Here is a 13,524-nt window from a genome sequence, read left to right on the forward strand (position 1 = left end):
TGCCGAGGTCAGGAGCCTTGGCCCCTGGAGAGCGGGCCGGGTGGTGACCTGCCCCGACTTCCTCACCCCGCCATCGCACGGGCCGCACGATGACCTGCCCCCGCCCTCGCACGGGCCGGACCGAGACGGTTTGCCGACAGCCCGGCGTGGCGAAGGTTCGGCCCGGCCTCGGGCCGAGCCCCGTTGGTGGCCGTCCGCGTGGTGGTTACGCCACCGCCGGGATGCCGAGCTCGGCGAGCAGGCCACGCACGCGCTGCTCGATCGCGTCCCGGATCGGGCGGACGGCGGCGACGCCCTGGCCGGCGGGGTCGTCGAGCTGCCAGTCGAGGTAGCGCGTGCCGGGGAAGACCGGGCAGGTGTCCCCGCAGCCCATGGTGATGACCACGTCGGACGCCTGGACCGCATCGGCCGTGAGGATCTTCGGGGTTTCGGCGGAGATGTCGATGCCCCGCTCCTTCATCGCCGCCACGGCGGCCGGGTTCACCGCGTCGGCGGGAGCCGATCCGGCCGAGCGCACCTCGATGCGGCCACCCGCGAGGTGAGCGACGAAGGCGGCGGCCATCTGGGAGCGGCCGGCGTTGTGGACACAGACGAACAGCACGGAGGGACGATGGGTGGCAGTGCTCATGGCAGGGGTCCTTGCAGGCGGAAGGGCGGTCAGGAGGAGGCGAGTTCGGGCTCGGCGTGCGGGACGACGACGTCGGCCGTACGAGCCGGGCGTCCGTACGCGATCGCCACGGCACCGAGGCCGAGTGCGGCACCGAGCAGCTGGGCCGCGATGAACGGGACGACGGAGGCGGGGGCGATCCCGGCGAAGGTGTCGGTGAAGGCACGGCCGACGGTCACCGCGGGGTTCGCGAACGAGGTGGAGGAGGTGAACCAGTAGGCGGCCCCGATGTAGGAGGCGACCGCCGCAGGGGCCAGGGCGGCACGGCCGATGCGCTCCAGGCCGAAGACGACCAGGATCAACCCGGCCGTGGCGACGACCTCGCCCACCCACAGGTGCCCGGAGGAGCGGTCGTGGGTGGAGAGCTTCGCGAGCGGCTCCGCGAACATGGCATCGGCCAGGACCGCGCCGCCCACCGCCCCGGCCACCTGCGCGGGCACGTACGCGGCGACCTCCCGCAGGCTCGGGCCGGTGGCGTGCCGACGACCGGTGAACCAGGCGGCGAGGGTGACGACGGGGTTGAAGTGAGCGCCCGAGACCGGTCCGAGCAGCGCGATCAGCACCGCAAGGCCGAAGACGGTGGCGAGGGAATTGGCGAGCAGCTGCACGCCGACGTCGTGCGACAGCGCGGCCGCCTGGATGCCCGAGCCGACGACGACCGCCGTCAACAGGCCGGTCCCCACCGCTTCGGCGGCCGCGCGGCGGCCGAGAGCGGCGGTCATGTGGTGGCGCCGATGGTCTGCGGCGTGATCAGGAACGCGGCGATCTGGTCCAGGACGCCGGGCAGCACCCAGTAGTACACCCATGTCCCGCGGCGCTCACAGTCGATGAGACCGGCCTGGCGCAGCAGCTTGAGATGGTGGGAGATCGTGGGCTGGGACAGTTCGAAGGCCGGGGTCAGATCGCAGACGCACACCTCGCCGCCCTCCCCGCGCGAGGCGATCATCGACATCAGCCGCAGCCGCACCGGGTCGCCCAGCGCCTTGAACAGCTTCGCCAGTTCCGCGGCGCGCTCCTCGTCCAGGGGCGCGGCGGCCAGACCGGGGCAGCAGGCGGCGCCCCGGTCGATCACCTCAAGCTCTTGTTTCGACATTCCTCTATGTTGACGTTTTTCGATCCAGGGCGCAAGCTTGAATCAATGAACGTCAATACAGGCCGTTCAGGGGCGCCACGGTGTCCCGTCACCCAGGAGTGAGTGATGAGCGAACAGTCCACTGAGCTGCGTGAAACTGTCCGTCGGCGGTACGCCGCAGCGGCCATGAAGGTCTCCGACGGCGGCACCGCCTGCTGCGGGCCCGAGCCGGTCGAGACCGACGAGAACTTCGGCTCCACCCGCTACGCCGCCGCAGACCGCGACACCCTGCCCGCCGAGGCACTGGCCGCCTCCCTCGGCTGTGGCAACCCCACCGCCGTCGCCGAACTGCGCACCGGGGAGCGGGTCCTGGACCTCGGCTCCGGCGGCGGCATCGACGTCCTGCTCTCCGCCCGCCGCGTGGGCCCCACCGGCAAGGCGTACGGACTGGACATGACCGATGAGATGCTCCAACTCGCCCTGGCCAACGCCGAGAAGGCGGGCGTCACGAACGTCGAGTTCCTCAAGGCCACCATTGAAGCCGTCCCGCTGCCCGCGGCCACCATCGACGTCGTCATCTCCAACTGCGTGATCAACCTGTCCACCGACAAGCCCGCCGTGTTCGCCGAGGCCTTCCGCGTACTGAGGCCCGGCGGCCGGATCGGAGTCTCCGATGTCGTCGCCGACGACACCTTGACCCCGGCCCAGCGAGCCGAGCGCGGCGACTACGTCGGCTGCATCGCCGGCGCCCTCTCGTTCGCCGAGTACCGGGCGGGACTGGCGGCCGCCGGGTTCGCCGACATCGAGATCACCCCCACCCACCCGGTCGCCGACGGCATGCACTCCGCGATCGTCCACGCCACCAAGCCGAAGACCGCCGACGCTTCCCCGGAGGCGGTGGACTCCGCGCAGGCGTGCTGCGGGGTCAACGCCTGCTGCACCCCGGCCGAGAGCTCCGTCGACGCCACGCTGACCGTCACCGAGGCCAAGACAACGGCGGGCTGCGGCTGCACGAGCTGAGCGCACGCCACACAGCCGCCCAGAGTCCAGCGCGCCTGGCCAAGACCCTGGCCACGCGCGCACAGGGTCCGGTCGTTCAGTGGTCGGCCGGTGCTGGTGTGTTGCGCTGTCCGGCCGGCGGGGCGGTGAAGGCCACCCGGCGGTGGGCCCGGCGAAGCATGCGGCGGGTCAGGTACGGGTGGACTCGGCGCACCAGCGCGAAGTAGAACCGACCCCGCGTGTTGTGGAGGCGTACCGCTGTGGCGAGGGTGACGGATGCGTCGTCGACCAGGACCGAGGAGCGGAAGTCCAGGTGGGACGCGTTCTTGCCGAGCATCAGCTCGCGGTCGGCCGCGCCGTGCACGGGGAAGGGCAGCACGTGCCGCCATGCGTGCGGGTCGCGATCCATGCCGGGGGCCAGCGGCATGCGCCAGGCGTCGGTGAAGTCGGGGCGGTCGAAGGCCCCGTGGAGCAGGCGGGCGTCCGGTGGCACAGGCACGGCGGTCGGGCGCGCCCAGACAAGGCGGTTGAACAGCCGGGCGCGCAGGGGCCGGCGGGTCGGCGGGTGGGGCAGGGAGCCGAGCGCGGCGCGCTCGATGTTGTCGAAGATCTCCTCGATCATCGTGTCGTGCACCGGCCTGATCCCCAGCACCCATGCCGTCAACGGCCGGGCCGGCATGGCCAGTTCGAGGGTGTGGACGACCCGGCAGCGGTCGGGTCCGAGTGGTTCGACGTCGAAGCGGTGATACCCCTCGCCGAGTGCGGGAGCGGTGGTGTCGAACCGTACGGAACGCCCGGGTTCGTACGCCCCGACCCGGTAGCGGACCCGGCCGTGGCCGCCGGCCGCGCCGACGCCAAGGGGGCGGTCGAGCACCATGGCCGGCCAGACCGGGGTCGGGAAGAGGGGGTCGTCCGGCGCGGACAGCCGGTCCAGCAGCGCGCCGACGGTGTCGGCCGGGGCCGGGACGATCCGCTGATGGATGTTGCGTACCGTGCGCATGCCGAACCTCCATACGGGAGCGTATGTTTTCCATACGGTACCGTACGGCTCCATGGATGAGCACCGGGCATCGCGCCAACAGCAGTCCCCTCGAAGGCGGTTGACCGCCGACGACTGGGCCGACGCGGCACTGGCCGCCCTGGGTGAGCGCGGGCTGGCAGGGGTCGCGGTGGAACCGCTCGCGACCCGCCTGGGCACCACCAAGGGCAGCTTCTACTGGCACTTCGCCAACCGTGACGCGCTCGTCGTCGCGGCACTCGCGCGCTGGGAAGAGGTGGCCACCGAGCGGATCATCACGGCGATGGAGGCCGCCGAGCCCGACCCCGCGGCCCGGCTTGACGCGCTCCTGCGCGCGGCGGCCGCCTCCGCCTCCCAGAACCCGCTGGACGTACGGCTGCTCGCGGCCGGCGACCACCCCGAGGTGGCGGCGGCCCTCGCGCGGGTCACGGAGCGCCGGGTCGGCTACATCGCGCACCTCTTCGAACTCCTCGGCTTCCCCCCGGCGCAGGCCCACCACCGCGGATTCCTCGCCTACACCAGTTACCTGGGCCACGCCCAACTGGCCCACGCGACCCCCGGGGCCGTACCGGCCGACCCGGAGTACCTGGAGGCGGTGGCAACGCTGCTGAGGAGTTGATGTGCACCTCGCGTACACGCGAGCAACGGCCCGCGGTTGCCGCGGATCTGGCGCCGCGCGTCGACAGCGTGGCGACGCCTCTCCGCTCGTCTGGCGTCGCTGCGAGGACATCGCACGAGGACGCTGCGACGGGCGCGGTGGGCATCTGACGATCGATGGGGCCGACGGTGCCGTCCGTCACCAGGCCCGCCTTCTGCTGAAGGCGTTTGACGGCGCGTTCGGTGAGCGGCCCGTACAGCCCGTCCGTGTCGCCGGGCGGGAAGCCGGCGCGTTGCAGCAGGCACTGGACCTCGGCGACGTCCGGCCCGGCGTTGCCCTGGCCGAGGACTGCGTCATCCGAGTCGCTCAGCCCCGCGTGCCAGGCGTTCCCCGTGCGCGTGATGCGGCACGTGTACCGGGGCGCGGTGGAACCGTTCGAGTCCTGCCACGGCCGCAGCACCAGCAGCACCACGCCCAGTGCCACCCCGATCAGGCCGAGTCCGGCGGCCGTCACCAGGAGCGCTCGCCGACGCGACCCGCGCCGCTGGCGCCCGTCAGTCCCGGTGACCGGTGTCGTATCCGATGGAGCCGGTGCGGCGCCCGCGGACGGCGCGCTGGGCTGCCGCTCTCGTGAACTGACCGCTCGTTGCCGCAGGGCCAACAGGCGTGCGGGATCGGTACCGGTCAGGCGGGCGAGTCCGGCGAGCGCGCTCTCGGGGGGAACGGTACGACCGGCGAAATAGCGGTCCCAGGAGGACTTGCTGTACCCCGTGTGCTCGGCGATGCGGGCCGTGCCGAGCTCGTGGATCGCCTTCAACGACCGTATTTCATCGATGAGTTGGCGCGTCGCCGCGTCCAGGTTCTCGGGCGGTTTCTTCCACGGCGTCATGGCTCCCCCCGCCTGCTCGGACCGCCGGGCTGCCTGTGAGGCGATCCGACCGTACACGGCGGCGGCCCAGGCGGCACCGGGTCCGGCAGGGATCTGGCCAGCGTCCCGCCGATGTGTCATCGACGGTGCCATCCGCCCTGGTCACAGGGCGTCCCGTCCTGTGTTGACCCCACTTGCCGACGGGGCATGGACCGCCTCTGCCGCCACCCGGGATTCTCGGTGGCGTACCGACAACGACGCGGCACGGCAGAGCGGTTCGAGTCCTTCGACGGAGAGGGGGGACCAAATGCAGCGCAACCTGTCGGCCGACCGGTCGGTGGCGCCGAGCGGCAACTTGGCAGCGGCGCTCGGCGGCATCGCGGGCGCCGCGCCCGCTTCACGGAGCGCGCCCTGGATCGGATCCGGCCGCTACCCCGTATGTGCCGTCCACGGATTGACCGGACCGTCCAACTCCCTTCAGAGCAAGGAGACTTGACATGAAATTGAACCTGAAGCTGAACACGACCAGGGCGATCACCGCGGTGAGCGCCGGAGCTACAGCGGCGCTACTGGCCGGTGCGGGACTGGCCCAGGCCAGCTCCGCGGTGGGCAACATCGGCTGGATGTCGGCCAACCGCACCGGCGTGATGTGCGTGCAGATCGACCTGGCGGAGAACGGCTACTACAGCGGGCGCGTCGACGGCGCGTACGGGAGCGGCACCGAGGCCGGGGTGAAGGCTCTCCAGCACTCGCTGGGCCTGAGCCGGGACGGGATCGTCGGCAAGGACACCGGCAGTGCGGTCCTGAACGACCTCAAGGGCCTGCTCGGTTCGTACACGGTGACACTGCCGAACGGCGCCCGCGCCGACTGCTGGAAGTACGTGCCCTCACACAGTTGACGCCGGCGGCGGGCTGTCGCTGAGCCACGGGGGGTGAGCGGCAGTCCGTCCGGCGAGCGGGTGGGGTCGCAGGTCGAGAGCCTGTGCCCCCGCCCGTACCTACGTGCGGCGGTGGTTCACCGGCAGCGCGGGCTTTCGTCGTGGTGGCCGGTCGGCGAGGTCGTGGAGATCAGGTGGTCCACGACGTCGGTGATGCTGCCGCGGCGCCGGTGGGCGGAGCGCTGGGCCTCGGCCCGGCTGCCGTGGGCGCGCAGGCGCGACCAGAGGCAGTGGACGACCTCGGCGTCGCCGTGCTGTTGCAGCGCGGGTCGCAGCCAGGACAGGAGTTGGTTCACCTGGGTGACCGCGGGCGCCAGGCGGCCGGTGGTCAGGTCGATGCTCTCGCCGGACAGGCCGTCGCGTGCCGCGCGCCAGCAGGCGGCGCGCAGCATTTCCGGCGGGGGCCGGAACGCGGGTTCTCCCGCCCGGATGGCGCCCAGGGCGGTGGCGGCCATGGCCTTGACGATGCCGGTGAGGAGGACGGTGTCGGCGGCCGTGCCGGTGGCGTCGGCGGCGCGGAATTCCAGGGTGGGCACGTGGTGGGACGGCCTGATGTCCCAATACAGGCCGCCGCGGTCCATCACGGAGCCCGTGGCGAGCAGGCCGGCGACGAGGTCCTCGAAGTGGGAGGTGGACTCGAAGTACGGCGGGGGGCCGGCCACCGGCCAGCGTCCCCAGATCGTCGTACGCCAGCTGGCGTAGCCGGTGTCCCGCCCGGCCCAGTACGGCGAGTTGGCCGCGAGGGCGATCAGGAGGGGAATCCAGGGGCGCAGGTGGTTGCTGATCCGCAGCGCCGTGGCCAGGTCGGGTACGCCGACATGGATGTGGCAGGCGCAGGCGCTCTGCTCGTCGTCCAGGGCGCGGAACATCGCGGCGCTCCGGGCGTAGCGGGGGCCGTCGGTCAGCGGCGGCGGGCCGGGCCGGGCCAGGACGGGCGTACCGCTGGAGATGATGCGCAGGCCCTGACGCGCGGCGGCTCGTGCGGCCGCCGCCCGTGTTGCGTGGACCTGTTCGGCGAAGTCGGCCAGGGTGGTGTGGGGGTCGGTGCGCACCTCGACCTGGTAGCGGGTGATCTCCGAGGTGACCCGGTCGCCGAGTTCACGGGAGGCTTCGGCCACCACCTTTTCGGCCTCGGCGCTCACCTCCCGTGTCTCCGGATCGACGAGCAGGTATTCCTCCTCGGCTCCCACGGTCAGCGGCGCCGCCCTTCCCGCGCGGCGCCCGCTTCGGCCGTGACTCGCGTGCGGTTGTTGTGTGCCGGTCGGCGTGTGCCCTGAACTCGTCACGGCGACCATGGTTTCACGCGGGGTGGTCGCCCGGCAGAACGCGAAGTCGTCATTCTCCGCGCCCACCGGCACCGCTCCGGCCGCCACGATCGTCGCTGTTGCTCGAAGCGATGACGCGGCTGAGCACGATCATGGCGACGAGCGCGACGGAGGCGGATCGGGTCGGCGCCGGGGAGGCGGACGGTCAACTCGCCGTCAGGACTGGCCGGTTGACCCCCGTCGGCCCGTGGCCCGACCCCACGTGATCAGCACCGCCACCGGCTGGGCTACCCGACCGGCATCGCAGGGCTACCCGGCAGGAACGGCCGACTTCTCGTTGACACCGATGACGGGCCCCCTTCGGTTGCAGGGTGAGCTCGGGACCGAAGCCGTACTCGACCGGTTCGCCGAAAGCTGCCGACCAAGCCCGCTCACACCGCGCGGCCCGTGCTCATGCCGCTGCCGCGTTCCAGTTCCTCGGCGAAGCTCAGCCAGCGCTCGCCGCAGAGCCGGGCGGCTCGGGCGATGTCGCCGTACCGGTGTGCCGGTACGGCGCTCATCAGCCACCGCCACCTCTCATCGCCGAGCTCGTTCGCCGCGAGCAGCTGGAGCAGCGCCCGGCCCGCCTCGGAGAAGCGCAGCGAGGGGTCCTTGCGCAGGTTCGCGAACTGGCCGGTGCCCTGGATCACGACGGGCTCCGACCGCACCCGGGGGCCGCGGTCGGTCGCCTCCGCGAGCACCTGGTTGCGAACCCTGCGCCCTTCCGCCATATCGTCGTGCTGCGCGGCGTTGCGCAGTTTGGCGGGTACTGGGTCCTTGCCTTCACGGATGCGCTGACGGACGTCCCTGGCGGTCGCCGGGGCTATCCCCGCCTCCTGCGCGATCTCGCGCAACGAGGCATCCGGGCGTGCCGCGATGACCTGGACGGCACGGCGCCGGCCGGCCGCGCTGTTGACCGGCCGGGAGCGCCCGTCGCGCCCGGTCCGTGCCTGCAGCTGGTCGACCTGCGCGGTCGTCCTGCGGCGCAGCGCGGAGACCGTGACCGGCGAAAGCCCGGTCACTTCTGCGATGCGCCGGTCCGACCAGTGGGCGTGGCTGCTGATGATGCGCTCGGCCGCCGCGAGACGGTCCTGGCGCGACAGCGGCATGCCGTGTTCGGCGTTCAGCCGGACGGCCAGGACGAAAGCGTCGTCGGCCGAACCTTCCACATACTGGACCTCGACGGAGTCCTCTCCCCGCAGCACGGCTGCCTGGACCCGGTGCATGCCGTCGATAATCCGCATGGTCGGTCGGTGAACGACGATGGGCGGAAGGGGGATCTGTGCTTCGGCCAGCATCTCGGCGTGCTCGGCGCTCTCCCCTGCCGTACGCGGAGAGTCCGACGCTACCAATGAGCTGATGGGGATCAGTTCGGTGACTGGCTGCCGGGACCTGTCCAGCGCTGGCGGCCTGGCCCTGTCTGCCGTTGACGCGTCGAGCATCAACGCCTCCCTCAGGCATCGTCGGTTCGAGGTTGAGGACGCTGACGCTACCAAGAAACCAAACCGACTGTCCCGACTTATTCTGAGGAATCACAGAGCTGTGAGCCGCCCAACATGGCACCTAACCAACCAAGTTGGCGGTTTCCCGGCCGCTGACCAGCGCGCTGTTAAAGCTGAGGCTGCTGAGGCGATCACCGCTCCGTCATCAAGGGGGCCGGAGCCTGCTGCCGCACGACCGGCGGAACGAATGGGACGTACCTGCCACTTGTGCGCCAACCCCCTCCACGGGGAGCGGAGGCCGCCTCAAGGACGCGCTCCCCGGCCCACCTCCTCGCCGCCCCGGTTCATCCCCTCGCCGCCCCGGCCCCCTCCTCGCCCTGCCCGGCGGCGCCACGGCAGGAGTCACCATCCGCCTCATTGATCACCACGATGAATCGGCCGCCGAACCCGCCCATACCATCAACTCCCTTACACCTGCTCGTTCTTGACACTCACTCAGCGTCCGTGGCCATCATGGGACCCCTATTCCTCGAATTTCTTCTGCGGAGATTTCATGCCGAAGGACAGACAAGTACGCCGACCGGGTGGACTCGTTGAACGGCATTCCATCGATTTCATCCCCGACAGCGAGCGGCATGGCAGACCGTCCAGTCTGTTTACTCTCTGGTTCGCCGCCAATCTCCAAATCAGCGCGGTGGTCACGGGATCGCTTGCCGTGGTATTCGGGCTCGACGCGCTGTGGTCCCTGGTGGCACTTCTGTGCGGCAATCTCCTGGGCGGAGCTGTCATGGCGCTGCACGCCGCCCAGGGGCCGCGGCTCGGACTGCCGCAAATGATCTCTTCGCGGGCCCAGTTCGGGGTGCGGGGTGCGGCGGTCCCGCTGGTCTGCTCGATCGTGATGTACATCGGCTTCTTCGCGAGCGGGAGCGTGCTCGCCGGGCAGGCGGTGGGCCACCTCGCGCGCACGGGCGAGACCACCGGGATCGTGGTCTTCGCTCTCGCCACCGCCGTGACGGCCGCGGTCGGCTACCGGCTGATCCATCGCGTCGGCAAGGTCGCGGCGGCGATCGGCGCCGTCGCCTTCCTCTACCTGGGCGTCCAGATGGCGCGGACCGCGCCGCTCGGATCGATCCTCGGCGAGCACCACTTCTCGGCACCTCTGTTCCTGCTCGCGATGTCCCTGTCCGCCTCGTGGCAGCTGGGATTCGGCCCGTACGTCGCGGACTCCTCCCGGTATCTGCCGCGCGACACTCCGCCGAGCTCGGTGTTCTGGGCGACGATGGGCGGCGGCGTGCTCGGCGCGCAGTGGTCGATGGGCTTCGGGGCGCTGGCAGCGGCCTGGCACGGTGGCGGGGAGGGCGACGAGGTCGGGAACATCGTCGGCATGGGCGGCTCGGCGGCGATCACCTTGCTGCTGTATTTCGCCATCGCCTTCGGGAAACTGACGGTCAATGTGCTGAACACCTACGGCGGTTTCATGTCCATGGTCACCGGGATCAGTGGATTCCGCCGAATCGGCCCGGTCAGCCCCTTTGCGCGAAGCGTTTACGTCGGCGGCATCATGCTCGCGGGAACGACGCTCGCACTGCTGGGCCGCGGGCATTTCCTGGAGTCGTTCTCGACCTTCCTGTTGTGTCTGCTGACCTTCTTCACACCGTGGAGCGCCATCAATCTGGTCGACTTCTATCTGCTGTCCCATGAGCGGTACGACATCGAGGCGCTGGCCGATCCGCGCGGCCGTTACGGTGCTTGGAACGCACGGGCCCTGACGACGTACGCGGTCGGCATCCTGGTTCAACTTCCGTTCCTGTCCAGTGAGTTGTACACGGGGCCGCTCGTCGCCCGGCTCGGTGGCGCGGACGTCTCGTGGATCGTGGGCCTGGTGCTGCCGGCCCTCATGTACTGGCTGCTCGCCCGCCGCGGCCAGGGCGCCGTCCCCGGGGGCAAGGACGGCGTCCTGGGGTCCGGCGTGCCGGCCCCCGTCGAGCTCAGGAGTCGGTAGGGGTGTACCTGGTGCGCAGCCAGGCGGCGAGCACGGTCAGCGGCACCGCGGTTACGGCTGCCACGGCGAACAGCTCCTGGTAGTGCCCGTGTTCGGTGAGCGGGCCACCGAGCCCCGAGCCGATCGAGCTGCCGACGAACAGGGCGGACACGAACAGCGCGACAGCGGTGCCGCGGGCCGCGGGCACCAAGGTGGTGGCCCATGTCTGGAGCGAGGAGTGGAAGAAGGACCAGCCGCCTCCCAGCAGGATCGCGGCCACTGCGATGCCCGCCACGGACAGGCTGAGGGAGGCGACCAGGAAGCCTCCCGCCATCATCAGGCCGCCCGCCGCGAGCAGCGACCACGCCGGGCGCATCGCCACCCGCTTGAGGAGCCGGGAGAAAGCCAGCGTGCCGACCCCGTAGAGGGCGGTCACCCCGCCCGCGCCCATGGTGCCGACGCCCTGGTCCTGAAGGGCGGGGGCCAGGAACGTGAAGCAGCCCAACAGGACCGCGCCCTCGACCAGGCCGAAGAACATGACGACCCACGACCACCGCAGCCGCAGCACCGAGCCGAGCTGCTCGGTGGGGCGGCGCAGGGTGGTGGCGGTCATGGACTCCGACAGGCCGCGCGTGGCGAACACCGTGATCGCCGCGAGGACGGCGGACAGGGCGAGCATCGCGCGCCAGCTGAGCAGTTCGGACACCCCGCCGGCGACCAGTGTGGCCGCCGCGGTGCCGATGGCGAGAGCGACTTGGAGGTCCGAGAGGGCTCGCTGGCGCACCGCGGGGGAGACGGTGTCCCCGACATACGTCAGGGAGGTGGGTACGACCGCCCCGAAGAAGGCTCCGGTGGCGATCCGCAGCACCACCAGGACGGTCAGGGTCGGAGCGGCCGCGGACGCCAGCCCGCACACCGCCGCGGCGGCCAGCGAGAAGCGGATGACACGCAGGCGCCCGTAGCGGTCGGACAGCATGCCCCACACCGGCTGGGCGCATCCGTACGCGAAGAAGTAGCCGCTCGCGACCAGCACGACCTCGTCGAGGCGTACCTGGAAGCCGGCGGCGACGGCCACCAACAGGGGCGTGATCGCGAACCGGTCGAAGTTGCTGAGGAAACAGGCCACTCTGAGGACCGGTGGCACACGTCCGGCCTCCGGCGGCCGCGGTGTCGAGGCGGGCTGCGCGCTCGGTGGCGGTTCGGGGCCGGTCTTGCCGAGCCGTGTGTCGTGGGACATCTGGTGGCCTCTCTGCGACGCGCGGATGCTGGTCGCTCCAGCCTCGGCCGGACACCCTGCGGGAGCCAGGACACAAAGAGTCCTAGCATCAGCGCTCCCCCTCTGGAGGTGGCGTGGTCCGTCAGCGCCCGGGATATGTTTGATCCCGGATTTTCGCGGGCCTGAATTCCACAAGGCCGTCGGTGAAGAGCGCTTGCGGACAGGAGGGGAGAAGGCCGTGTTCGAGGACATCGAGCTCTCGTCGTTGACCAGTCGCCCGGGAGTGAAGTGGAGCCGGGCCGAACCGGGTGTGCTCCCGGCGTGGATCGCGGAGATGGACTTCGCGCCGGCCCCCGCCGTCCGGGAGGCTCTCATCCGGTGTGCGCGGGAGGACCTGGGATACCCCTCGTGGGACGGGCGGCCCGAGGAGATCCCGCTGCGGGCCGCCTTCGCCGAGCGCATGCGCGAGCGCTACGGCTGGGTGCTCGATGCCGGTCACGTACGGGAGTTCACGGACATCAACCAGGCCCTCCAGGCCGTCCTGCGGGTCGCCACCCGCCCCGGCGACGGCGTCGCCGTGCACACTCCGGCCTATCCGCCCTTCCTGGCGACGGTGACGGACATGGAGCGGCGCCTGCACCCGGTCCCGTACGTCCGGGCGGACGGAGGCTGGGTCTTCGACGCCGACCGGCTCGACGGGGAGCTGGCCGACGGCGGCTGCCGGGTGCTGCTGCTGGTCAATCCGCACAACCCCACGGGGCGCGTGCTGCGGCGCCAGGAGCTGGAGACGATCGCCGAACTCGCCGAGCGCCACGACCTGTTGGTGATCTCCGACGAGATCCACTCCGACCTCGTGCACGGTCCGAACCGGCACATCCCCTTCGCCTCGCTGTCGCCCGAGGTGGCCGCGCGGACGGTGACCCTGACGTCCGCGACCAAGGCGTTCAACGTGCCGGGGGTGCGCTGCGCCGTCGCCCACGTCGGTGCCGCCGACGTGCGCGCGGCACTGTCGTCCCCGACCCATCTGTACGGCGAGCCCAATACCTTCGGCGTGGCGGCCACCTTGGCGGCCTGGCGCGACGGCGACTCCTGGCTGGCAGAACTGCGGCCGGTCCTGGAACGGAACGCCGCGCTCGTGGCCGAGGAGCTGCCCCAGGGCCTCGGATACGCCGTCCCCGAGGCCACCTTCCTCGCCTGGCTGGACTGCCGCGCCCTCGACATCGGCACCGACCCGTACACGTTCTTCCTGGAGAAGGCGCGTGTTCTGCTGAACGACGGCCGCGCCTTCGGTCCCGGTGGCGAGGGCTTCGTCCGGCTCAACTTCGGTACCTCTCCCACCCTCCTGCGGGAGATCCTGGGCCGCATGCGCGAGGCCGTGGGCTGACCGCGCCCGTTCGGCCCCGGTGGGTCCCCGGACAGGG

At 71.2% G+C, this 13,524-nt stretch carries 13 protein-coding genes and 1 pseudogene; 6 read left to right on the plus strand and 8 right to left on the minus strand.

The genetic code is table 11. The features are described from left to right. Positions 1-205 precede the first annotated feature (205 nt). From OG522_RS37920 to OG522_RS37930, 3 genes are read right to left on the minus strand one after another with little or no spacing between them, the layout of a single operon-like run. Positions 206-628: an arsenate reductase ArsC gene (locus tag OG522_RS37920; RefSeq protein WP_329467989.1), complete on the minus strand. Its 423-nt coding sequence runs from the start codon at positions 626-628 to the stop codon at positions 206-208. 29 nt (positions 629-657) lie between these two features. Continuing rightward, a complete protein-coding gene (locus tag OG522_RS37925; protein ID WP_329467990.1) occupies positions 658-1,389 on the minus strand; it encodes an aquaporin in 732 nt (243 codons plus the stop codon). Beyond that, positions 1,386-1,760, minus strand: a complete 375-nt coding sequence (locus tag OG522_RS37930; RefSeq protein WP_329467991.1) for an ArsR/SmtB family transcription factor — start codon at positions 1,758-1,760, stop codon at positions 1,386-1,388. The genes OG522_RS37925 and OG522_RS37930 overlap by 4 nt, the downstream gene beginning before the upstream one ends. 105 nt (positions 1,761-1,865) lie before the next feature. Here OG522_RS37930 and arsM point away from each other — a divergent pair, with 105 nt between their 5' ends. Then, entirely contained in the window at positions 1,866-2,759 is an 894-nt protein-coding gene (gene arsM / locus OG522_RS37935) for an arsenite methyltransferase (protein WP_329467992.1), read from the plus strand. A 76-nt stretch (positions 2,760-2,835) separates the two neighbouring features. Here arsM and OG522_RS37940 read toward each other — a convergent pair whose 3' ends face one another. Further along, positions 2,836-3,738 carry a DUF2867 domain-containing protein gene (locus OG522_RS37940; RefSeq protein ID WP_329467993.1) on the minus strand — a complete coding sequence of 301 codons (903 nt, stop codon included), beginning with the start codon at positions 3,736-3,738 and terminating at the stop codon, positions 2,836-2,838. A 52-nt stretch (positions 3,739-3,790) separates the two neighbouring features. Here OG522_RS37940 and OG522_RS37945 point away from each other — a divergent pair, with 52 nt between their 5' ends. After that, positions 3,791-4,375, plus strand: coding sequence for a TetR/AcrR family transcriptional regulator (locus OG522_RS37945; RefSeq protein ID WP_329467994.1), 585 nt, complete (start codon positions 3,791-3,793; stop codon positions 4,373-4,375). Positions 4,376-4,544: 169 nt separating this feature from the next. Here the strand turns inward: OG522_RS37945 and OG522_RS37950 are convergent. Continuing rightward, positions 4,545-5,375 (minus strand): annotated as a pseudogene (locus OG522_RS37950) (peptidoglycan-binding protein); the annotation flags it as partial. A gap of 154 nt (positions 5,376-5,529) precedes the next feature. Here OG522_RS37950 and OG522_RS37955 point away from each other — a divergent pair. Both OG522_RS37955 and OG522_RS37960 read left to right on the plus strand, forming a co-directional pair. After that, entirely contained in the window at positions 5,530-5,718 is a 189-nt protein-coding gene (locus tag OG522_RS37955; RefSeq protein ID WP_329467995.1) for a hypothetical protein, read from the plus strand. 1 nt (position 5,719) lies between these two features. Beyond that, on the plus strand, positions 5,720-6,121 hold the full coding sequence (locus OG522_RS37960) for a peptidoglycan-binding domain-containing protein (protein ID WP_329467996.1): 402 nt from the start codon (positions 5,720-5,722) through the stop codon (positions 6,119-6,121). 116 nt (positions 6,122-6,237) lie between these two features. Here OG522_RS37960 and OG522_RS37965 read toward each other — a convergent pair whose 3' ends face one another. Together OG522_RS37965 and OG522_RS37970 are read right to left on the minus strand one after the other, a co-directional pair. Then, a complete protein-coding gene (locus OG522_RS37965; protein ID WP_329467997.1) occupies positions 6,238-7,512 on the minus strand; it encodes a carboxylate-amine ligase in 1,275 nt (424 codons plus the stop codon). A gap of 344 nt (positions 7,513-7,856) precedes the next feature. Beyond that, entirely contained in the window at positions 7,857-8,708 is an 852-nt protein-coding gene (locus OG522_RS37970; RefSeq protein ID WP_443074867.1) for a hypothetical protein, read from the minus strand. A 751-nt stretch (positions 8,709-9,459) separates the two neighbouring features. On the opposite strand from OG522_RS37970, the gene OG522_RS37975 reads away from it, so the two are divergent. Then, positions 9,460-10,908: a purine-cytosine permease family protein gene (locus tag OG522_RS37975; protein WP_329467998.1), complete on the plus strand. Its 1,449-nt coding sequence runs from the start codon at positions 9,460-9,462 to the stop codon at positions 10,906-10,908. Here OG522_RS37975 and OG522_RS37980 read toward each other — a convergent pair. Next, positions 10,895-12,124, minus strand: a complete 1,230-nt coding sequence (locus OG522_RS37980) for an MFS transporter (RefSeq protein WP_329467999.1) — start codon at positions 12,122-12,124, stop codon at positions 10,895-10,897. The genes OG522_RS37975 and OG522_RS37980 overlap by 14 nt on opposite strands. Positions 12,125-12,341: 217 nt before the next feature. Here OG522_RS37980 and OG522_RS37985 point away from each other — a divergent pair, with 217 nt between their 5' ends. Beyond that, a complete protein-coding gene (locus OG522_RS37985) occupies positions 12,342-13,487 on the plus strand; it encodes a MalY/PatB family protein (protein ID WP_329468000.1) in 1,146 nt (381 codons plus the stop codon). Positions 13,488-13,524 lie beyond the last annotated feature (37 nt).

The organism is Streptomyces sp. NBC_01431 (assembly GCF_036231355.1).
In the GTDB taxonomy this organism is placed as follows: domain Bacteria; phylum Actinomycetota; class Actinomycetes; order Streptomycetales; family Streptomycetaceae; genus Streptomyces.